Below are 21737 nucleotides of genomic sequence, written 5' to 3'. Positions count from 1 at the left end.
GCCGATTCGAGAAATCTGAGGGATGAGGGGCCTGGACGTGAAGCGGATTCCACCGAAAGTGCGGTTCCTCGGTCTGTCGGGCCTGGCGGCGATCGCGCTCGGCGCGCTCGTCACCAACGCGCCCGCAGAGCCCGTGGCCGCGGGCCATGCCGCGACCGTCATCGCGTCGCCGGAGCCCGACACGATCGGTGGCCTGCCCGGTCTGCGCCGTCTCAGCCAGTCGCAGTACGTCCGTTCGATTGAGCAGATCTTCGGCGAAGGCATCCGCGTGCCGGGGCGCTTCGAGCCGCCACTTCGCCAAGGCCTGATGGCGGTCGGCGACGGGGTGGTCACGGTCTCGCCGTCGGGTGTCGAGCAGTACGAACTGCGGGCGCGCGAGATCGCCGCGCAGGTTCTCGCCGAAGGACGACGTGCACGCGTGCTGTCCTGCGCGCCGCAGTCGCCAGGCGCGTTCGATCGGACCTGCGCGAGTGACTTCCTGAGCCACTACGGCCGGCTGCTCTATCGGCGGCCGCTGACGCGGGCCGAGCTCGATGGTGTGATCGGATTGTCGGAAGGGGCCACGCGGGCCAGCCACGATTTCTACAAGGGGCTGGAAATCGGTCTCTCGCGGATGCTTTCTTCCCCGAAATTCATCTTCCGCGTCGAGGCCAGCGAGGTCGACCCCGCCAGCCCCGCATCGCGGCGTCTCGACGACTACTCGCTGGCTTCGCGGATATCCTTCCTCCTCTGGGACCTGCCGCCCGACGCCGATCTCCTCGACGCGGCCGCACGCGGCGATCTGCGCGACCCGGCGAAGCTGTCTCTCCAGGTCGACAGGATGATGGCCTCACCGCGCTTCGAACAGGGCGTGCGCGCATTCTTCTCCGACATGTTCGGGTTCGAGCAGTTCGACGGGCTGTCGAAGGACCAGGCGATCTATCCCAAGTACAGTGCGGCGATGGCCAAGGACGCACAGGAACAGCTGCTGCGCACGATCGTCGACCTGCTGGTCACGAACAAGGGCGACTATCGCGACCTCTTCACGACGCGAAAGACCTTCCTCAACCGCAATCTCGCAGCGCTCTATCGGGTGCCGGTCGAGGAGGGCGGGGTCGAGGGCTGGGTCCCCCACACTTTCGCGCCATCGGACAAGCGTGCGGGCATTCTGACTCTGGCCGGCTTCCTGATGCTGGATCCGACGCACGAAGGTCGCAGTTCCCCGACGATCCGCGGCAAGACCGTGCGCGAGCTGTTCCTTTGCGAGCCGGTGCCGGCGCCCCCGCCGAACGTGAACTTCGCCGCCGTCCAGAATACCGGCGATCTCGTCCACCGGACCGCGCGCGAGCGCCTTTCTATCCACCAGGAGAACCCGGCCTGTTCGGGTTGCCACGCGATCACCGATCCGATCGGGCTCTCCATGGAGAACTACGACGCGAGCGGTGCCTTCCGCACCCACGAGAACGGCGCCCTGATCGACGCCAGCGGGGTCTACGAGGGCAAGCCCTACAAGAATGTGCTCGACCTCCAGCAGCTCATGCGAGCCAGCGAGAGCGCGTCTACCTGCGTGGTCCAGCGCGCCTTCGAATATGGCGTGGGCCGGACTCTGAACACGAGCCAGGAAAAGTGGCTCGAGCACGCGGTCACGCGCTTCGCCGCCGACCGGTACCAGTTTCCTATGCTGCTGCGTCGCATCGCCACGAGTCCATCGTTCGCCAGCGTCGCAGCCGATGCCCCGCTCGCCCCGAACAAGGTCGTCGCCGCGCGATGAGCGCGGTCCATCTGGGAGGTCCCTATGGCTGATATTTCACGCCGCAATATCCTGAGGGGTGCAATCCGCGGCTCGGCCGTGGCGATGGCGCTGCCGATCCTCGATCTGTTTCTCGATGGCAACGGCGAGGCGATGGCGGCTACCGGCAAGCCGATACCCACCCGCTTCGGCACCTGGTTCTGGGGGTGCGGGGTCAATACCGCGCGCTGGTTCCCCAGCAAGGTGGGCAAGGACTACGACATCAAGGAGGAGCTACGGCCAATCGCGCCGTTCAAGGACAAGGTCACGATCTTCTCCAACCTCAACTGCAATCTCGCGGGCCGGCCCAACCTCGTCCACTGGTCGGGCGTCATGGCGACGCTCTCGGGCGCGGCGCCGCTCGTCGGTGGCCAGCAGGGCGGCACCAGTCTCCTGCCGACGATCGACTGCCTGGTCGCCGATCACATCGGCAAGGGCACGCGCTACTCCTCGCTCGAGGTCGCTTGCACCGGGCAGTCGAGCGTCTCCTATTCGATGCGCACCGGCGCGACGGTCAATCCCAGCGAGGTCGATCCGGTCGCGCTCTATCGCCGGCTGTTCGGCCCCGAGTTCAAGGACCCGAACAAGGCTGAATTCACGCCCGATCCCGCGATCATGCTGCGCGAATCCGTGCTCAGCGCGGTGAAGGAGGATCGCGACGACCTGATGCGCACGCTCGGGGCCTCGGACCGTCAGCGCGTCGACCAGTATTTCACCTCGGTCCGCCAGGTCGAGCAGCAGATGTCGATGATGCTCGAGAAGCCTGCTCCAGCCGAAGCCTGCGTCGTGGCGAAGGAACCCGCCCGGCACGAACTCGGGCCGACCTGGGATATGGCTATGACCAGTCACGACCTGCTCGGCCAGCTTCTCGTGATGGCGCTCGCCTGCAACCAGACGCGCGTGTTCAACGTCGCGCTGTCGAACGCGGGCTCGAACCTGCGCAAGGCCGGCGATCCCGTCTCGCACCACGAGCTGACCCACGAGGAGCCGGTCGACGAGACGCTCGGTTACCAGCCGAAGGCGACCTATTTCGTCGAACGGTCGATGGAGACGCTGGGCTCGATGCTGAAGATGCTCGACGGGGTCAAGGAAGGCGCCGGCACCCTGCTCGACAACACGCTCGTGCTAGCGACGTCGGAGAGCAATTTCGCGAAGATCCACTCGGTCGATAACCTGCCGATCCTCGTCGCGGGCCGCGCCGGCGGCAAATGGAAGTCGGGACAGCACATCGATGGCAAGGGCGATCCGAGCTCGCGGGTCGGCCTGACCATCCAGCAGGTCATGGGAATGCCCGTGGAAACCTGGGGCGAGGGCGGCATGCAGACCTCGAAGCCGATCAGCGAAGTCATGGCCTGAAATAGGCTGGGGGAGAAACATCGTGCGAATGCATCATATCCTGGCCGCATCGCTTTGCGGTGCGGCTGCCGCCGCCTGGCTGGGCGGCGCAGTCGAGGCGCAGGCACAGACGCCTGCCGCGGCATCGGCCGCGGCGCCCAAGCGCGGCGCCGTCATCGGCGCGGCGGTCCATGTCTCCGACCTGCAAAGGTCGCTGAAGTTCTACCGCGATGCTCTGGGCATGCGGGTGATGGCGCAGTTCAGCCCGCCAGGCGCGGCGGACAAGTCGCGTCCCGACACGGTGCTCAATTTCGGCAATGGCCCGGCCGATACCATGTTGATGCTGCTTAGCGATCGGAGCGCGAGCGGGACGCGCCCAATCGAGCACGGGTTCGGCTTCGCGCGCGTCGTGCTGCGGCTCCCCGACCTCCAGGCCGCCAACGCCAGTCTGCGCGCCAATGGTTTCCCCGCAGGGGAGATCAAGGGCGCACATGGCACGGTCACCTTGATGATGCTGACCGATCCCGACGGCTATACTGTCGAGGTCATCCAGGGCTGACGTTCTGGCGGCGGCGCGAGCGCCGCCGCTCAGCGGCCCGCGGCCAGCCTGCTCGCCCGGTCCGGCGGAACGAAGGCTGGCACACCCTCGATATCGAAGGCGGCGGAAATGCCGTTGAATTCGCCGGTCACCGGATCGCGCAGTCCGTCGGCCGCGCGCTTCATGGCATTGTAGATCGCCGGGGCCTGGAGGCCGACCGTGTTCTCGTAGTCGCTGCCCCGGTAGATCTGGAATACGAGCCGCTTGCGCCAGTCGAGATAGCCACCAATCACGCCCTTGATACCGCCCTCGGGCGTGAACTCGAGCCGCATCCGTGGCTTCACGAAGGTCGTCTCGATCCCAGTGACTTCGTGCACGTGTAGCGTGTCGCCGGGATCGGTCTCAATCACGCCGTCCACGATCCTGCCGCGCAGACGCACGAAATCCTGGGTGAATTCCGGGCTGGCGGAAACACGGAACGTGTAGTCGGGCAGCACGACCTTGGCCGGACTGCGACGAAGACCGTCCTCGCTGTAGAACAGGGTCACGCGCACGTCGTCGTCGTTGCGCTCGTCGTCGATACCGCTGATCTCGACGAGCGCGCTCGGCTGGCCGGCCGCGCGCCCCTCGTTGAAGATCATCGGCAGGAAGCCCTTGCGCCGGAGCCCCTCTACGCAGCCCTCCACCGTGAACAGCTGGTTGTCGATGCCGCGGCGTCCGTCGGGCGAGATAAAGTTCTTATGGGCGCGCACCCCGGCAGACGGCGGACCACGGCCATCGTCCCCGTCGAGATCGAAGCCCTTCACGATATCGGCGTGCGGCGCCTGGTGGCCCGGATCGGCGACGATACCCGGTAGCAGATTGACGTCGAGTTCCTCGGGGCCGCGATAGGGCATGCGCTCGGGGCCGACGCCCTTGTCGGCGAGCTCCTTGCGTAGCCGCGCGGCCTTGTCCTCTGGCATCAGCGCGAAATAGTCCGCGGGCGAGGGCTTGCTGTTCATCCGAGGACATTGGTCAGGGGCGGCATCGGTGACCGCAGCGAACCACGAGATCACGAAGGTGCGTCTGTAGCCGGAGAGGCTGGCCGGCTGCAGGATCGCGGGGCGGGCGGCGATGGCACGCGGTTCGGGCTGGGGGCGATGATTGACCCAGCGGATCGCCTCGAACTTCAATCGCAGTGCCTGCTCGGGGGCGTCCACCACAGTCGGACAGTCCAGGGTGACGCCCGAAAGCACGTACTCGTAGAAGTCGGGTACGTCCGCGGGCTTGGGGCCATGTTCCTGCGGATGACGCGCGATCTCGGCAGCCTCGGCATAGCGGACTTCGGCCAAACGTTCGCCGCTGCGGCAACGCGCCATCAGCGCCGGGAGCGACGGGCTGCGTTTGTCGATCGACAGGGTCAGCACGTTCGGACCTTGCGTGGGTGCGGTCGATCCGGAAAATAGGAGGTCGTTCTTGAGCGCGGTGATGCCCCGGATCTCCGGGAGCTTCGGGCGCTCGGTCCAGTAACGGGCCTCGGCGCGGATCCAGTCCCTGTGCGATGGCTCCTTCGCATCGCCGGTCGCGCCGGGGACCAAGAGATAGCTGGGTCCGATGTAGAACTGGGCCGCCGCCGGCCCCGATCCCAGGGTGCTGCCCGCCAATGCCAGCGCAACCAGGCAATTTCGAAAGTGCCTCGCGTGGCTCGTTTTCGGCTTGGCTCTGGCGGCTTGCCTGATCACGATTCTCTCCCGGTAATGTGCTCAGAATAGTCTGAGCATATTACCGGGGACATGCAAATGCTTTTGCGCTGGGCGAGCACCGGCTTCGGCCGAGCCCGGTCGGCAGGGAGCGACGTGCTGCTACTGCCGCATCCGGCTAGGTTTCTAGTGGGGTCGCCCAGCGGGGGCTGACGCAATCCTGGGCTACCGACACGCGCGGTTGGCGGCCGACGGTGCCGCGAGGAACGTGATGCTGGCTGGTGCCAGACTTATATCGCGTCCACTCGCTTTGGTCCCCGGAAGCGTCGGCAGGCGGTCTCCCGCCAAGGCGAGGGGCTTTCCGTTCAGCTTGATCGTCGTGCTCTGCAGATCATCGGCCGAGAGCGCGTAGCGCTGGGCCGGCAATGGCAGCGTGAGATGGGCTTCCTCGGTCCTGTCGAGGTTGATTACGGCAAATGCGACGCCGCCAGAGCGCCCTCGCAAGCAATGCGCGTAGACGTGGAGACCGGGTCTCAACGGGCCTGCGTCGAGCACCACTTCGCCCATCAGGCGGCGCCACAGCACCGCCGCCCAGTAATTGGGACGCGGCGCGAGCGTTTCCTCTTCGATCAGCCCATAGTCGCTGGCGGCCAGGGTGTTGTGCATGATGACGGAGACGCCCTGCTTTGCGAGCCGCCCCATTTGGTCGACGTAGCGGAACGTATCGAGGAAGCTGGCGGCCCAATTGTCACCGCCGCACGAAGCCTGAGCCGTCTCGTTGAGCCAGATCGGCACGCCGGGCATGTGGCGATTGCGCAGGTCCTTGTAGAAGGCCAGGGCCCGGTCCGTTCGAGCAAGCCATTCTTCATCGAGCGCGTTCTGCGGCGAGATGGCGCTGCTGGGCGCCATCCGCGCGCAACGTTGCGAGCGACCGCCGTAGAAGTGATAGGAGAAATAGTCGAAGCTCGCGCGCGGCTCAGCGCTCAGCATCTGCTCGCTGGCAAGGCCGCGACTGTTGAATAGCGCAACCCCCGTTTCCCCGGTCGATCCGGGACCCACGGTCCGGATTTCGGGAGCTTCGTTCTGGATGAAAGTCCGGAAGGCGGCGATGTCGCGCGCGAAATTGCTCGCGTCGTAACCGGCCGGCAGACCCGACGTGGCGCCGAGGTTGGGTTCGTTGATCAGTTCGGCGCTGTGGATCGAGCCCCCTAGCTCGCGTGTGTAGCGTAGAAGCTTGCGCGCTTCGGCGGGCGACCAGATACCGGCGGCATCGCGTGCGCCGACGCTCACCGCGAAAGAGGTGGTGATCCGCCCGTCGACGGCCTTGGCGAAATCCAGGAATCCCGCCCATTGCCGACGGGTCAGGACGTTCTCGAAACCCTTGGGCGGCGTGGCGAGACGGGGACCGTCGTCGTCCTGGAAGAACGTCTTGTTCGCCCAGGAACCGCTGACCCGAATGTAGGCGGGGCCCAGCGCCCTTGCCATGTTGCGCAGACGGACGTTCGATAGTTCCGCGGGCGGTCGCTGACGGAACAAAGATGCTTCGAAGCCGAGGCTGCCCCCAGGGCGTGGTCCTTCGGCTGGTGCCGGGATGCCCGGGTCCTTGTAAGGTGCCCAGAAGCGCCCGCCGACGATCTCGGCCATCTCGATATTGTAGGACTGGAAGCGGGTATCGACGCGTGCAACCGCGTTCATTCCGCGAGGGTCGAGGCGAACGACCGTCTCTTGTGACGAAGCCGGTGCCTCGCTGCTTGCGGCCAGCAGCATGACAGCTCCTATTAAGCGTTGCGTCACTGCGTGCTTGGTCACGTTTCTCTCCCGGTGATATGCAATCTCTTTCGATTGCCATGATGTCTGGACCAGCTTTAGACTTCGGACTCGTTCCTCAGAGCCGCCTTAGATCCTTGAGACTGTCGATATGGGCGTCGATCACCTCGCGCGCGCGCCGCTCGATCAGCGCCTTGCCCTCGGCGTCGGTGATGTGGGGAATCTCGCGCAGCGGAAACAAGGACTGCGGCGGCCAGATGTTCGCGACCCAGCCGCGTCGCCGACGGTACCTGATCCGATAGCCGCGATATTCGTCACAAAAGCGCATCGAGGCCGCTCCCCATCAGCTTGCCTTCCCGATCCGGTTCGCAAACCGACACCGGTGCAGGCATCATCGCGTCTCGCCCCCGACGCGCACGCTCACCCGGACGAAATTTGAACCGTCGTCGACCCGTTCAAAGGGGACGCGCTCCGTCTTTCCGCCATTCCTGATGGCTTGGCCGCCGGGTGCGTATTGCTGAGAAGGGTTTGCCGGACCGATCTGCGCGCGCACAGACAGCCGTCCTTCGGAATCGGTGCGTAGCGTGATCGTTCGCGAGCCGATCCTGACGTGCAGCGGCGTGTCCGGTCGAGCGAGCGGCGGTGTCTGCACGAGGGCCTCGCCGCTGCCGACGATGCTGAATGCACGGGGGCCTGCGACTTCGAGCGCGCTGAATTCGTCGGCCTTGCGTTCGATACGTACGGTCCATCCGTAGAGCGAATAGTCGGGGGCGATCGTGGAGAAAGTGAACGTCCGCGGCGGAGCCGTCGTCGCGGCTGCGGTGCGAAAGTGCTTCATCAGCGAGGGCAGCCAAGCGGCGAGCGCCCGGTTCCAGGTCGGCCAGCTGTGGGTCATGCCCGGATAGACGGTGAAGCCGTGGGCTATGCCGAATTCGTCCAGCCGGCGATGCATCGCGGTCGAGCCCTGGAGGATGTAGACGCCCTCGGGTCTGCCGGTATCGCCGGTGAAGATGGCGACATCGGTGTTCGACAGGTTCTTGGCGAGATCGGGGCCGTTGGCGCCGCGCCATCTCACTTCCTGCATCTTGCGATCGCCCCAGATCAGCCGGCTGATCGGTGCGCCCATACCGTTCCAGTCGCTTGCCGGCTGGAGAATGTCGATGTCGCCTGAGAACGCGGCCGTGGCGCCGATCAGCTCGGGGCGCATCGCCGCATAGCGCAGGCCACCGCCGCCCATCGAGAGGCCCGCGGTTGCCCGGCCGGTGCGTGTCGCGATGGTGCGGAAATTCGCGTCGATCCAAGGGATCAGCTGGTCGAGGTGATAGGACTTCCAGCGCGGTGGACCAAAGGCACCGTCGTTGTACCAGTCGGCGTAGCCCCCCGCGAGGCCGCCCTCGGGCATGACGACGATCAAAGGCAGGCCCTCGGTCAGTTCCTCTGCCTTGCCTTTGCTCGCGGGCGTCGTCCATTCGGTCTGGTTGCCGCCGCCGCCGTGGAAGAGGTAGAGCACGGGATAGCGGCTGGCGGACTTGGGATCGTATCCTGCGGGAAGCAGCACGCGCACTTTGGTCTCACCCTGCGGATTGCCGGGGATGGGGCCGAGGCTTCGAAACGCCAGTAGTGGTGTGCGGAGCGTGTACTCCTTGAGCCGCGGCGAAAGATCGGCTTTGGAGACCAGCGCTGGCAGAGGAACGGCCTGCTCCGCCGGAGCCTGGGCTACGGCCGGTAAGGCTTCGACCAATACGAGCGCCGCGAGCACTATCCGCGCGCCGAGCGACAGTCCTGCGATCATCGTCCTTCCCCTCAAACCTGTTGCCGGTACGGCCAAGGCCGTACCGGCAAGTCGTCGTCAGCGCGCGCCGAACGCGTAGCGCACCAGGAGACCGAACTCGCGTCGCGGCGTGTAGGCGATCTGCTGGTAGCCGGAGGCTGGTCGCCCGAAGGTCGCGGCGACGTTGCCGGAGGAGACCGGAGCGACCGGATTGATCGAGAGCACCTGCTGGGTGTTCAGGACGTTGTTCGCGAAGACCGAGATCTCCCATGCGTTGTCCGACGACCGCACGCCCGCGAAGAGGTTGAGCAGGCTGTACTTGTCGATGACGATGCCCTGGCTCGAGTTCGGGTTGTCCGGATAGTAGACGAAGTTGCCGCGCAGGAAGCCGTCGACCGCACCCGAGATCGGCGCGCTGTATTCGGACTGGGCGGTCAGGTTCCAGCGCGGCGTGCGCGAGATGGATTCGCTCGAGCGACAGCGCGCGACGATCACGCCGGCGTTGACGAAGGCCTGGGTCGTCGGGACGATGGTGTCGACCACCCCGTCGAAGTTGCCGTCGTTGCAGGGGATCAGTGCATCGTCGAGCTGCGCCTTCGACCAGCTGAAACCGAGATCCAGGTTCCAGCGCGGCGTGATCTGGAAGCCCGCCTCGACGTCGATGCCCTTGACCTTGGCCTTGGCGTCGGCGGTGAATTCCGACGACGAGACATTGGCGCCCGCGAGGCTCGTGGTGACCGCGAGATAACGCGTCGCCTGGGTCAGGAAGAAGAAGTTGTCGAAGGTCTGCTTGAACACCGAGACGTTGAGACGCGCGCGGCGATCGAAAAAAGTCGACTTGAAGCCGAGCTCGTAAGTCGTCGAATCCTCCTGGCCGTGGAAGATCAGGTCGTCGATCCCCGCAAGGCTGGGGCCGCCGATCTGGGTGCAGCAGGTCGTGAGGCTGGTGAGGCCGATCTGAGGGCCGGCCGAGCGGAAGGCGGAGCCGACATTCGCATAGACCATGAAGTCCCTGCTGAACTTGTGCGACAGCGACACGTTGTAGAGGAACGGTGTGAACTTCGTCGTCCGATCGACGTTCTGCAGCGTCTGCGACGGGATCGGCAGGTCGCAGACCCCGCTGTAGACGGGACTTGCGACCGCGCCAGCGAGCTGCGGGCTCAAGGCACCGAGGCCGGCGCAGGGGACCAAGCCGCCGGTGGGATTGTTGAGCGCGTTGAAGCCCCCTTGCAGTCCGAGCGTGTAGCGATCGCGCCGCTCGAAATCGATATAGCGACCGCCGGCCGACAGCTCGGTGTTCTCGCCGAGGTGCGCGGTCACGCTGCCGAAGACCGACTTTTCGGTCGCGATCGGCGAGATGGCGATCGCGGTGTTCAGGGTGTAGCGATCGAGCGGTGTTTGCACGACGGGCGCGCCTGGGCGACCGAAAGCGCCAGTCAGGAACGAGGCGACGCCGTTGACCGTCGGTTTCGAGGTTTCCCGGTCATAGAACACACCAAGCGTGTAGTCGAAGATGCCGGCGATGCGTTCTTCCGAGCTCAGGCGAAGCTCTTGCGAGACTTCCTGCGCCGGGGTGTTGGTTGTCTGATAGTACTCGATGCCGGGCAGCACGTTCGCGACATCCTGCGGCGTCCGGCCGGTCGATCGACCGTTCCGGTAGGAGCCGACGTAGCTCAGCTTCTGGCCAGCGAACCGAAGTTCGGCCTGGCCGACCACGAAATCGACGGCGCTGCTGTTCTCGCTCGGGCCATCGGTGATGCCCAGTCGATCGTCGGCGGCGATGACCGGCCCATTGATGCCGTTGCCGTTGCCGACGACCTGGTTGAACGAGCGTGTATCGCGCCACAGACGCTGGTACATGACGGTGGCATTGAAAGTGGAGCTTGGCTCGAAGCGTAGCGTCGCGCGCAGTGCCTCATTCTTAATGTAGGGATCGGCGCGCAGATTCGCGCTGGTGACACCGTTACCTTCGTTGTGATCGACCGCGCCGGCCACGCGCAGGGCGAGCACGCCGGCGATCAGCGGCACATTGATCGCCGCCTGAGCATTGATGTTGCCGCGGTTCGATCCGCTGAGATTCATGAAGCCGCCGACCTCGTCGAGGTCGGGGCGCCGCGACGTGATGGTGATCGCGCCCGTCGGTGCCGAGCGGCCGCGCAAGGTGCCTTGCGGGCCCTTGAGGACTTCGATCTGGCCGATGTCGAACAGCGACTGGGTCACCTCGGGGCCGCGGCCGGTCGGCGCGTCGTTGAGGTAGAACTGGACGACGGGACTGGCGTTCGAATTGAGGAAGGTCGGCACACCGCGCATGCCCGAGCTGGCGCCGAAACCGCCGCTGCCCGAAGAGCCGCCCTCGATGGTGAGGCCCGGGACGATCTGCGCGATGTCGCTGGCATTGTTGATGCGCAGCTTCTGGATCGTCTCGCTCGACACCGCGTTGACGGTCTGCGGCACGTCCTGGAGGCTTTCGTCGCGACGGCGGGCGCTGACGATGATGTCGGCCGTGGGTTCGCTGGCTCCGTCCGCCGCCTCTTGCGCCTGGGCGGGCGCGGCGAGCGAGGAGAGTCCGACGCCCGCGAGCAGGAGCGCTTGTTTCCAATTCATCTTTAGATTTCCCCTCATGGCCGCGCCGACGCGCGGATTTTTCCCTGGGAACGTGCAATCCGGCGGGCCGCTGGTGGCAGCCTCTGACCGATATCTCGATTTACGTTCTATAGTGTTACGTAAAGGGGACTGACCAATTCGTCAATCTGGTTGAATGTGCGGGGCGAGATTGACGGGGGGAGGGGCGGTCGCGCTACAAGCCTGGGCCTCGGCCCTGTCGGCCGTGACGGATCCAAAAAGGGGGCTTGCGCCGAACCGATGGCCGATGCGCACACGGTGAAAAAGCGGATGTCGCGTCCAACCGATGCCCGCGCCATGCGCTCGCGCGAGTCGCTGAGAGCCGCGTTGCTGGAGCTGATCGGGACCCGTCCCTTCGATCACATTGCGATCCGCGACATCACCGCCCAAGCCGGGGTCAGCTATCCGGTCTTTTTCCGACGTTATGCCAGCAAGGAGGAACTCCTCGAGGATGTGGCGACCGAGGAGGTGCGCCAACTGCTGTCTCTGAGCCTTCCGATGTTCGAATCCGAGGCCCAGGTGGAATCGCTCTGGGCTCTGTGCCGCTACGTTGACGAGCATCGTGCGCTCTGGACGCGGCTGCTGACCTGCGGCGCGGCGCCTGCGATGCGCGGAGAATTCTTGCGGATCGCCAAGCAGATCGGCGAGCGAAGCGATTCCTGGCTTCCGGTCGATCTCGCTGCCCCCTTCGTCGTCGGCGGGCTTTTCGAGATACTCGCCTGGTGGCTCGGCCAGCCCGCCGACTATCCGATGGAAAACGTCGTCCGGATCATCGACGCGCTGATCGTGAAGTCGGTCATCCGCCCAGACGGCGTCAACCTGCTGTAGCTTGTGCTGCGCGCTGGGCGATCCGGAGGGGCTGGGGCCAAGCCGACGCGGCGGCAGCACCGATCTCGCTGCGGATATCTTCTCGGCACTTGACTATCGCAGCAGTCCCGCCATGATGCTGACCATTACGTTAGCGCTTCGGGGTCCTGCCAGGGAGCGAGGAGCGCTGCAGAATATCGGCGCGGGCTGCATCCAGTGGATGTCCGAAGGTAAATCTGCCGAATAAGTTCAAATCTTGAAATAGAACTGCGCCATCCATACCGAAATGGATTGGGGTGTGCCATTGCAGGCCGCCTGAATTCCGTGATTGGGCAAGCATGTCGTTGGCTAGGCGAAAAATGCCGCTGACATTGCTCTCCAGTCATCTGGTCGAAAATTTCCAACCGGACGGATTTTTCGTATTGTGTTATAATATATAACACACTTATACGGCGAATCATAGAACGACAAGTGCGGACAGGGAGCGGCGTGCGCGGCCTTTGGCTTGTGCCCGTGAGGTTGAATTCCGGCAATGGAGCAGTTCGCTAGGCCCGTGGGGCGCCAGACCCGGCGTGCCTGAAGGCATGCCGCATGCGCGGCGCATGGCGGACTTGTCCCTGACGGAATGATCGAGCCCCTTTGCCGTTCGGGAAACGATCCAACGGCGAACCGATGTTCGCCCGGCTTCAAGGGGAGAGAGAACATGAAGGCTCATTTTCGGCGCGCCTGGCTGGCTTCGACGATACTGGCGGCCAGCGCGATGGCCGCGGCGCCGGCCTGGGCGCAGAACGCCGCGGGCGAGGGCGGGCTAGAGGAAATCGTCGTCACCGCGCAGAAGCGCGAGCAGAGCCTGCAGGACGTGCCGATCGCGGTCACCGCGATCACGCCCGACAGCCTGCAGGCCAACCGGATCTTCACGGTCAACGACCTTTCGGCGATCGCCCCGGGTGTCACGGTCAAGCCATCGCCGGGCGGTAGCTCGGTGCCCGTCTTCACCATCCGCGGCCAGAGCAGCTTCGGCGTGGTGCCGGGCTCGGACAAGCAGGTCTCGATCTACATCGACGGCGTCTACGTCAGCAGCCCGCGCGGCTCGATCTTCGAGCTGCCCGACATCCAGCGGCTCGAGGTTCTGCGCGGTCCCCAGGGTACGCTGTTCGGTCGCAACGCGACCGCAGGCGCAATCAGCATCACGACGCGCGATCCGAGCGGCGAGGCGCACATCAAGGCCGAAGGCTCGATCGGCAACCGCGATGCCTACCGCTTTCGCGTGACCGCGGATCTGCCGCAGATGGGGCCGTTCAGCGCCTTCGGCAGCTTCGTGCGCAACTACCGCCGCGGCGAGGTGCGCAACGCCGCCGCCGGCCTGATCTGGGATCGCTCGAGCTCGCCCTTCGGCGTCCAGCGCTCGGCAGAATACCTGGGTACGGTCGATTCCAATTCGTACTTCGGTTCGGTCAAGTTCGAGCCCAGCGACACCTTCAAGATCGTCTACAAGTACGACCGCAACGAGGACAGCGGCACGCCCGACGTCACCGGTTTCGTCGGCTATGATCCCAACTTCTCGCAATTGCCCGCGCTCGTCGGGAATATCCTGAAACCGCTCTATGCGAGCCAGAACCTCTATGCCCGGGCCGACGGTAAGCGTCCCGACGTGGCGACCAACGGCTTCGCCGTGCCGCGCACGCAGACCGTCCAGGGCCACAGCGCGACGGCGACCTGGCAGGCCAGCGATAGCCTGACGGTCAAGAACATCTTCGCCTATCGCAAGTCGCAAGTGCTCGGGCCCACGCCGATCGACGGCATCTCGAGCCTGACCTTCACCCAGCCCGCGCTGGTGCCCTATGCGACGCTCGTCGCGTTCAGCTCGATCGGTACGCCCGGCATCCCGAACGCCGCGGCAGCCCAGGCCGCCATCCCCGCTTTCGCGGCGCAGCTCGCGCCTCTGGTCGGCCAGCGCTTCATTCTCGTCGCGGCGCAATCGGCCTCGGTCTCGAAGCAGTGGAGCGACGAACTCCAGGTCAACTTCACCTCGGGCAATCTCAACGCCACGGTCGGCGCGCTGTGGTTCCACTCGAAGGACGTCGCCGGCGGTCCACAGGGCCTGCAGAACACGCTGTCGTTTCCGACCTTCGTGCCGCAGAACGGCAAGATCCCGCTGGGCAACGAGGGCGTCTACAACAACGAGGCGACTTCGATCGCGGCCTATGCGCAGCTCGAGTACAAGTTCACGCCGCAGTTCGAGGTCGTGCTAGGCGCGCGCATCACGCGGGACAAGAAGTCCAGCACTTTCACCTATAACACGCGTGGGCCCACGGGCGTCGTCTCGCCCAACACGGTCATCACGCCGCCCGACTTCAAGAAGACCAAGCCCAACTTCCTGGTCGGCCTGAACTGGACGCCGAACGACGATACGCTGATCTACGGCAAGTTCTCGAACTCGTTCGTGTCGGGCGGCTCGACGGGCGGCATCCCCTACGAGCCGGAGACCGCGAAGTCCTGGGAACTGGGCATCAAGGCTGATTTCCTCGACAACAAGCTGCGCACCAACCTTGCGGTGTTCCACGTCGACTACAATCACTTCCAGCAGTCGCAATCGACCTCGGCGACGGCATCGGCGGCACTCGCGCTGCCGATCCTGACCCAGCTCTACGGGGCCACCATCGCGGGCGAAATGCTGCCCAAGCTCAGCGTCTTCGTCGGCGACCAGGGCAAGGTCCGCGCGCGTGGATTCGAGCTCGAAGTCACCGCCGCGCCCACGCGCGGCGTGACGATGGGCGGCAGCCTCAGCTACACCGACATCTCGTTCCCCTTCGTCGAGCCCGGCGTCCTCGCCGCCAACGGCGGCAGGCTCGACGTGACGGCACGGCCTGCCTGGACCGGGAGCGTCTATGGTTCCTACGAAACCCAGCCCCTGTTCGGCGAAACGACGCTCAGCCTGCGCGCCGACGCCTTCTATCAGGGCGGCATGAGCTTCGCGGGCAACCCGGCGATCCAGATCTTCGACTGGAACCGCGGGGCCGAGAAGGTCGACGGCTACTGGACGATCAACGGCCGCGTCGCGCTGCGCCGTCTCGCGCTCGGCCCCGTGGATGCGGAGCTCGCGCTCTGGGGCAAGAACCTGACCAATCGCCGCGACATGACCACGGCCTTGTTCACGCCTTTCGCGACCTCGGCCAGCTACGTGCCGGCGCGCACCTACGGCGTCGATCTCTCGATCGAGTTCTAAAGAGGTCTCGCGGGTGTCCAGCTCCTCCGCTCCGGGCACCCGCGGGGCATGGCCCAGGTATTTCGTGCCGGCATGGCGGCGATCGAGGAAGGAACGCCGTGAACAGCGCGACGCAGGCTAGAGACGAATGGCGCGAGTACTGGCCACTGGTACTCGCTTCGGCAGCGGGCTTCTCGCTGCACACGGTCTCCTCCTATGTCATCGGCCTCGTGATGGAACCGCTCGAGGCCGAGTTCGGCTGGAGCAGGGCGCAGATCTCGGTGGTCAGCGTGATCCCATCACTGATCATGGTGCTGCTCTCGCCCTCGATCGGCGGCCTCATCGACCGTTGGGGCAGCCGGCGAATGGCCTTGCCCTCGCTCGTGCTCACCGGCGTGGCCCTGGCCCTGGTCAGCCTGGCCAACGGTTCGATGGCGCAATGGTATCTGATCTGGCTGTTCTACGGACTGGTCAGCCTTGGCATCAAGGCCACGGTCTGGACCACTGCCGTGTCCAATGCCTTCACCGCCGCCCGCGGGTTCGCCCTCGGCGTCGTGCTCTGCGGCACGGCCATATCGCAGATTGCCGCGCCGCCGCTGGCGCAGTGGTTGACCGATACCTTCGGCTGGCGTCAGGCCTATCTCTGGATAGGTCTGGGTTGGGCCGCGCCCTGCGTGCTGCTGGCCTTGTTCTTCCTTTACGACCCGCGCGATCGCGATCGCCTGGCCGCTCCGATGGGCGCCGAGCCCGCGAAGCCCGAAATCGCGCCGCCCGGGCTGACCCTGCGCGAGGCGCTGCGCAGCCTGCCGTTGCTGCGGATCGGCCTGTCCACGCTGATCACCATGTTCATCGGGACGGCGATCCTGATCCACCAGGTACCGCTCCTGACCTCGACCGGTGTTTCGCGGGCCGACGCGGCCTGGCTCGCGAGCCTGTCGGGTGCCGCGGCGATCGCCGGCAAGCTTCTGACCGGCTGGATGACCGATCGCTGGAACGCGGGCCTCGTCGGTGCGGTCACGCTGCTCGCGCCGGCTCTTGCCTACCTCATGCTGCTTCAGCCGCAGCAGGCGGCCTGGTGGTACGTCGCGGCGATGATGATCATCGGCTATACGACCGGCACCAAGCTGCAGGTCTGCGCCTATCTGACCGGGCGCTATGCCGGGATGGCGCACTTCGGCAAGATCTTCGGCGTCATGACCAGTCTCGTCGGTATCGGCGGCGGCCTGGGTTCGGTTGCGGCCGGCGCGGTCTTCGATCACTTCGGCAGCTATGGCCCGCTGCTGTGGACGGGCATCGCCGCGAGCCTGCTCTGCGCGGCGCTGATCTTCCGGCTCGGAGCCTATCCGGCGTGGGAGACCCCGCCCCGATGAGGTGGCCGCGAGTTCGCGGCTGACAAGCGCGGGCGTTTTCGCGATAGAGCGGGAGAACCAGCGCGTGCTGGCCGGCGCATTCAGGGAACGATCCGTTTTGGCCCGAGCAAGGACGACGACACCGTCGAAGAGCGGCGACGCGCGGGCACAGCGATCCGCCGAGGCCATGCGCGCGACGTTCCTCGAACTGATCGAACGCAAGCCGCTCGAAGAGATCTCGATCAAGGAGATCACCGATGGTGCCGGTCTCAGCTATCCCACGTTCTTCCGTCGATACGCGACCAAGAACGAACTTCTCGAGGAGATCGCGACCGACGAGGTGCACGCACTCATCTCGCTCGGCCATGCGGCGCTGAACGGGGAGGGGCAAGGCAGCGCCTTCGATCTGTGCAGCTACGTTCATGCCCATCGCAAGCTCTGGACCGTCCTGCTCAACGGGGGCGCCGCGCACATCATGCGCGCGGAATTCGCGCGGATTGCCGAGGAACTCGGGCACAGCGGACCCCGGGCCAATCCCTGGCTGCCCGTCGAACTCGCCGCGCCCTTCGTCACGAGCGGCATCTTCGAGATTCTGGCCTGGTGGCTGCGTCAGCCCGAGGACTATCCGCTGGACGATATCGTCGCGCTGTTCGACGCCTTGATCGTCGATGTCGCCGCGCGGCCGCGCATCGTGCCGGCGCTGAGCCGGGATACGAAGCCGGATCAGCCGTAGCGGACGCCCGCCAGATCCTCGGACCGGCGCCAAACCTCGTCGCGAAGGGCCTGGTCGTCGACGATCTTGGCATATTTGCCGGGGCCGGGGGCACCGCGCATCTGCATGAAGCCCGTGGGGCCGTAGAGACTGCCGCCCGCAGCAACGGGTGAGCCCGCGGCATAGAGGATGGGCTGGGCGCCTTGCGCCGCGGTCTGACCGATCAGTAGGAGGATGATGCGAGTGCTGACGAACCGGCTGACCCCGCCGCCCGTCGCGAACAGGTTGGTGCCGGCAAAGCCCGGATGGGCGGCGAGGCTCTTGAGGCCCCAGCCGGCCGCATTGCTGCGCTCCTGCAACTCACGCGCGAACATCGCCTGGAGCAGCTTCGACCCGCAATAGGCGCGGCCGGGATGATAGCCCTTTTCGCTGCGCAGGTTATCGATGTCGAACTTGGCATAGTGTTGCGCGAGGCTCGTCACGCTGACCACGCGCGGGTCCGATGCCGCGCGGAGCAGCGGCAGCAGTTCGGCCGTCAGCGCGAAATGGGCGAGGTAGTTGACGCCGAACTGCAGTTCGTGACCCTCCTCGGTCAGCTCGAGTTCGGGCGGCGACATGATACCGGCATTGTTGATCAGCCGATCGACCACCGTTTCCTGCCTGCGGAGGCGCGATGCGAATTCGCGCACCGATCGCAAGCTGGCGAGATCGAGCGCTCCGTAGGCGACGTCGGCGCCTGGCACGGTCGCCGCGATCCTCGCGACAGCTTCGGCGCCCTTTCCCGCATCGCGTCCCGCAAGGATGACGCGGCCGCCCGCCCTGGCGAGAGACAGCGCGACTTCGTAGCCGAGGCCGCCGGTGCCCGTGACGACCGACAATGTGCCGGTCTGCGAAGGTGGCCGATAGGTCTGCATTCTGAAAAGTCCTCTTCCTTTGGCTCGCTACGGCCTGTCGCTCATGCCCGTTGTGTTATTTCATATAACACATTATCGTTTCCGTCGAAGCAAATCGATTCGATACGGGAGAAGGATCTTGGGTACCAATTGCGACAAGCTGCTGAGCACGGCTGGAACCGCGCAGGCCTATGCGTCCTATGACGAGGTGCGCGAGGTCCAGGTGGCGGCAATCGCCGAACGGCTGGCCGAGCAGGGCGAGCGGATCAAGCTGGTCAAGTTGCGCGCGGCCGACGCCGGCATCGCCGAGGTCGCGAGCCTCGCCGACGTGGTGCCCTTGCTGCTGCCGCACACGGCCTACAAGTCCTATCCCGAGAGCTTCCTCACCGAGAAGAAGTGGGACCGTCTGACCAAGTGGCTGGGTACCGTCTCGGCCTATCCGACCGACAATGTCGATCTTTCTGCGGTCGAGGATATCGACGGCTGGGTCGCTGCCTGCGGCAAGGCCGGGCATCACGTCTCGTGCTCGTCGGGGACCACAGGCAAGTCGGCGATGCTCGTCGCCTCGCAAGCGGATCTCGATTTCGCGGCCAGGGATGGCGTCGCTGCCGTCCAGTGGGGTTCGGACATCCGTGTAGGCGACATGCGCACCACGGCCGGTGCGGCGGGCGCCGTCGCCTATACGCCGCGCAACACCGCGATGGGCATGGCCATGATGGGCGCCTTCGTCGATCCGGCGGCGCCGCGGTTCAATTCCGGGCTTCCGCCGGTCACGATCGGCTCGATGACCAAGATGATCACGCTGAGGAAAGCGATCGCCGACGGGACGGCCAAGCCGGGCGAGATCGCCGAGTTCGAGGCCGAATCCGCCGGCCGCTAGCAAGCACTCGATGCCGCGCACGAGGGGGCGGTCGACGACATCATCGCCAAGCGCGACCAGCGCCTTTACGTCACCGGCATGTGGGGATCGCTCTATCCCTTCGCCGAGGCCGTGCGCGCGAAGGGCTACAGCGCCAAGGACTTCCATCCCGAGAACGGCGTGTTCCTCGGCGGCGGTCTCAAGCGCGCCAAGTTGCCCGACAACTACCGCGAATACGTCTACGAGACTTTCAATCTCCAGCCGCGCTTCATCTACCAGATGTACGGTATGCAGGAGATCAACACGTCGATGCCGCGCTGCCAGGAAGGCCAGCGCTATCACTTGCCGGCCTGGCTCGTGGCTCTACCCCTCAACAAGGAAGGCGACGAACTCGCGCCGGGTTTCGGAGCAAAGGGTTTCGAGGGCAAGGTCGAAGGACGCGCGGCCTTCTTCGACCTGTCGATGGACGGGCGCTGGGGCGGAGTGATCTCGGGCGATCGCATCGAGATCGATTTTGCCCCTTGCGCCTGCGGCAATGCCTCGCCCTCGATCAAGGACGATATCGCTCGCTACGCAGACCTCGAGGGCGACGACAAGATCGGCTGTGCCGGTACGGTCGACGCCTATGTCCGCGGCCTTTCCTGAACTGGGGCCTATCTTGAACTGCGGCTTCCCTCTGCGTCCTTCCGAAAGAGAATCCATGAACACCGTGACTGATATCGCCGCCGCGACCGAGGCGGATTCCGCACCGTTCTTCATTCGCGGCAAGCTCGTCGAGGGCGCCGAGCAGATCCACCGCTCGCGCGACCTCGGGGTCGACTTCGCGACGCCGAAGATCGATCTCGACAGTCTCGTCCACCCGCGTTCGGAACTGCCGCCGCTGCTCAACACGCCGGTGTCCGAAATTATCGACTTTCTTCACGAAGCCGGACAGCGGCTGGCCGATCCGAACAACCCGCACATCCAGACCACGATCGACCGCATGGCCAAGGTCAGCCTGCAGCCGCGTAAATCGATCGAGTTCCAGCTTAAACACGCAATCGGCTATCTCAACCCGAAGGTCCTGCGCGAACTGGTCGAGCAGAACTTCCCCAATCCCAAGGCGCTCGACGAATGGGTACCGCATACCGACCATACGGGGCGCCGCAGTTTCATCCGCGCCTATGCGCCGCGCCTGATCCATGTCCTCCCGGGCAATGCTCCGACCCAGGGTATTCAGTCGATCGCTCAGTCCGCGCTCGTGAAGTCGGTCTCGCTGTTCAAGATGGCCTCGGCCGATCCCTTCTCGACCGTCGCATTCCTGCGCACCATGGCCGAGGTCGATCCGAACCACCCGGTCGTCCGGTCGATGTCGGCGATCTACTGGCGCGGCGGCGAGGAGAGCGTCGAGCGCGTGCTCTATCGCCCGCAGTATTTCGACAAGCTCGTCGCCTGGGGCGGCGGCGATGCGATCAACAACGTCATGAAGTACGTCGGCCCGGGCTTTCAACTGGTCTCGTTCGATCCCAAGACCTCGATCTCGATGGTCGGCCGCGAGGCCTTCGCGAGCGATGAGGCGATGGTCGAGGCGGCGACGCTGAACGCCGGCGACGTCGCCATGGGCGGGCAGGAACCCTGCGTGTCGAGCCGCTTCACCTTCATCGAGGCGAGCCCCGAGCAAGCCGATCGCTACTGCGAGGTCCTGGCCGAGCAGATCCGGATCGATCGCATGGGCGAGGGCACGCCGCGTCCGCTCGACATGGAGCTCAAGGAGCAGATCGACGTCCTGCGGATGATGGACGACGAATACGCCGTCTTCGGCAAGACTGACGGCCGCGGCGTCGCGATCCGCTCGGAGGAACCGGTCGATTTCCATCCGCTGCGCAAGACCTCGAACGTCGTCTGTGTGCCCGACCTCATGGAAGCGATGAAATACGTCAACGTCGCGACCCAGACCGTCGGCGTCTATCCGTTCGACCGCATGGCCTCGCTGCGCGACCACCTCGCCAGCGGCGGCGCCCAGCGCGTCGTCCGGCTCGGTGAAGCCGGACCCAGCGCGATCGGCAATCCGCACGACGCGATGTACCCATTGCATCGCTTCGTCCACTGGATGGCTAACGAGGACGGTGTCGAACATCGATAAGGGCGGACCGCGATGCGAGGTGGGCCCGCATCGCGGTCGTCTCTTGGCGTGCCTGCGACACGACCTTGATCTTTACGAAACACTTGCCTCATATCGTCGGGCTGCGAGCGTGCCGCGCAAGTTTTGACCAGGGAGAAGGCTGATGACGAACGGGCTGATGGCTTTGAGTTCGCCATCATCGCAGCGGCGCGTTTCGAACCGATGAGCCTGGAAATGGATGGCCGGTCCAAATCTCGCCGTCGGTTCGGGAAGGGCGACGACCCGACCGCTTTCCTGAACGTCATCCCGGTCTTCATCTCGGCGGGCTGAC

At 65.3% G+C, this 21737-nt stretch carries 17 protein-coding genes; 11 read left to right on the top strand and 6 right to left on the bottom strand.

Annotated elements, in window-relative coordinates; all coding sequences use genetic code 11:
* Window positions 1-37: 37 nt before the first annotated feature.
* From WG901_RS21675 to WG901_RS21665, 3 genes are read left to right on the top strand one after another with little or no spacing between them, the layout of a single operon-like run.
* A complete protein-coding gene (locus tag WG901_RS21675; RefSeq protein ID WP_339589214.1) occupies window positions 38-1750 on the top strand; it encodes a DUF1592 domain-containing protein in 1713 nt (570 codons plus the stop codon).
* 24 nt (window positions 1751-1774) lie between these two features.
* Window positions 1775-3124 carry a DUF1552 domain-containing protein gene (locus WG901_RS21670; protein WP_339589213.1) on the top strand — a complete coding sequence of 450 codons (1350 nt, stop codon included), beginning with the start codon at window positions 1775-1777 and terminating at the stop codon, window positions 3122-3124.
* A 28-nt stretch (window positions 3125-3152) separates the two neighbouring features.
* Complete coding sequence (locus tag WG901_RS21665; RefSeq protein ID WP_339589241.1) at window positions 3153-3662, top strand: VOC family protein; 510 nt, start codon at window positions 3153-3155, stop codon at window positions 3660-3662.
* A 29-nt stretch (window positions 3663-3691) separates the two neighbouring features.
* Here the strand turns inward: WG901_RS21665 and WG901_RS21660 are convergent, their stop codons facing one another.
* The 5 genes from WG901_RS21660 to WG901_RS21640 form a co-directional block, all read right to left on the bottom strand.
* A complete protein-coding gene (locus WG901_RS21660) occupies window positions 3692-5284 on the bottom strand; it encodes an Hcp family type VI secretion system effector (protein WP_339589212.1) in 1593 nt (530 codons plus the stop codon).
* A gap of 261 nt (window positions 5285-5545) precedes the next feature.
* Entirely contained in the window at window positions 5546-7087 is a 1542-nt protein-coding gene (locus tag WG901_RS21655; protein ID WP_339589211.1) for a glycosyl hydrolase family 79 N-terminal domain-containing protein, read from the bottom strand.
* Between the two features lie 118 nt (window positions 7088-7205).
* Window positions 7206-7415, bottom strand: coding sequence for a hypothetical protein (locus tag WG901_RS21650; RefSeq protein WP_339589210.1), 210 nt, complete (start codon window positions 7413-7415; stop codon window positions 7206-7208).
* 63 nt (window positions 7416-7478) lie between these two features.
* Entirely contained in the window at window positions 7479-8879 is a 1401-nt protein-coding gene (locus WG901_RS21645) for an alpha/beta hydrolase (RefSeq protein WP_339589209.1), read from the bottom strand.
* A gap of 57 nt (window positions 8880-8936) precedes the next feature.
* The gene (locus WG901_RS21640; protein ID WP_339589208.1) at window positions 8937-11462 is read right to left on the bottom strand and encodes a TonB-dependent receptor; all 2526 of its coding nucleotides are present in this window, start codon (window positions 11460-11462) and stop codon (window positions 8937-8939) included.
* Between the two features lie 258 nt (window positions 11463-11720).
* On the opposite strand from WG901_RS21640, the gene WG901_RS21635 reads away from it, so the two are divergent.
* The 4 genes from WG901_RS21635 to WG901_RS21620 all read left to right on the top strand — a co-directional run bounded on the left by WG901_RS21635 (window position 11721) and on the right by WG901_RS21620 (window position 17574).
* Complete coding sequence (locus tag WG901_RS21635) at window positions 11721-12308, top strand: TetR/AcrR family transcriptional regulator (protein WP_339589207.1); 588 nt, start codon at window positions 11721-11723, stop codon at window positions 12306-12308.
* Window positions 12309-12990: 682 nt separating this feature from the next.
* Window positions 12991-15513: a TonB-dependent receptor gene (locus WG901_RS21630; RefSeq protein ID WP_339589206.1), complete on the top strand. Its 2523-nt coding sequence runs from the start codon at window positions 12991-12993 to the stop codon at window positions 15511-15513.
* 98 nt (window positions 15514-15611) lie between these two features.
* Complete coding sequence (locus WG901_RS21625) at window positions 15612-16862, top strand: MFS transporter (protein ID WP_339589205.1); 1251 nt, start codon at window positions 15612-15614, stop codon at window positions 16860-16862.
* A gap of 166 nt (window positions 16863-17028) precedes the next feature.
* A complete protein-coding gene (locus tag WG901_RS21620; RefSeq protein WP_339589204.1) occupies window positions 17029-17574 on the top strand; it encodes a TetR/AcrR family transcriptional regulator in 546 nt (181 codons plus the stop codon).
* Here the strand turns inward: WG901_RS21620 and WG901_RS21615 are convergent.
* Window positions 17565-18467 carry an SDR family oxidoreductase gene (locus tag WG901_RS21615; protein WP_339589203.1) on the bottom strand — a complete coding sequence of 301 codons (903 nt, stop codon included), beginning with the start codon at window positions 18465-18467 and terminating at the stop codon, window positions 17565-17567. The genes WG901_RS21620 and WG901_RS21615 overlap by 10 nt on opposite strands.
* 118 nt (window positions 18468-18585) lie before the next feature.
* Here WG901_RS21615 and WG901_RS21610 point away from each other — a divergent pair, with 118 nt between their 5' ends.
* The 4 genes from WG901_RS21610 to WG901_RS21595 all read left to right on the top strand — a co-directional run bounded on the left by WG901_RS21610 (window position 18586) and on the right by WG901_RS21595 (window position 21736).
* Window positions 18586-19326: a hypothetical protein gene (locus WG901_RS21610; protein WP_339589202.1), complete on the top strand. Its 741-nt coding sequence runs from the start codon at window positions 18586-18588 to the stop codon at window positions 19324-19326.
* A 78-nt stretch (window positions 19327-19404) separates the two neighbouring features.
* A complete protein-coding gene (locus WG901_RS21605) occupies window positions 19405-19950 on the top strand; it encodes a hypothetical protein (protein WP_339589201.1) in 546 nt (181 codons plus the stop codon).
* 55 nt (window positions 19951-20005) lie between these two features.
* Window positions 20006-21427 carry an acyl-CoA reductase gene (locus WG901_RS21600; protein WP_339589200.1) on the top strand — a complete coding sequence of 474 codons (1422 nt, stop codon included), beginning with the start codon at window positions 20006-20008 and terminating at the stop codon, window positions 21425-21427.
* 123 nt (window positions 21428-21550) lie between these two features.
* A complete protein-coding gene (locus tag WG901_RS21595) occupies window positions 21551-21736 on the top strand; it encodes a hypothetical protein (RefSeq protein ID WP_339589199.1) in 186 nt (61 codons plus the stop codon).
* The last annotated feature ends 1 nt before the right edge of the window (window position 21737 follow it).

Origin of the sequence: Novosphingobium anseongense (genome assembly GCF_037482895.1) — a bacterium.
Classification (GTDB): domain Bacteria; phylum Pseudomonadota; class Alphaproteobacteria; order Sphingomonadales; family Sphingomonadaceae; genus Novosphingobium; species Novosphingobium anseongense.
This window is presented reverse-complemented; position numbering and strand designations above follow the sequence as displayed.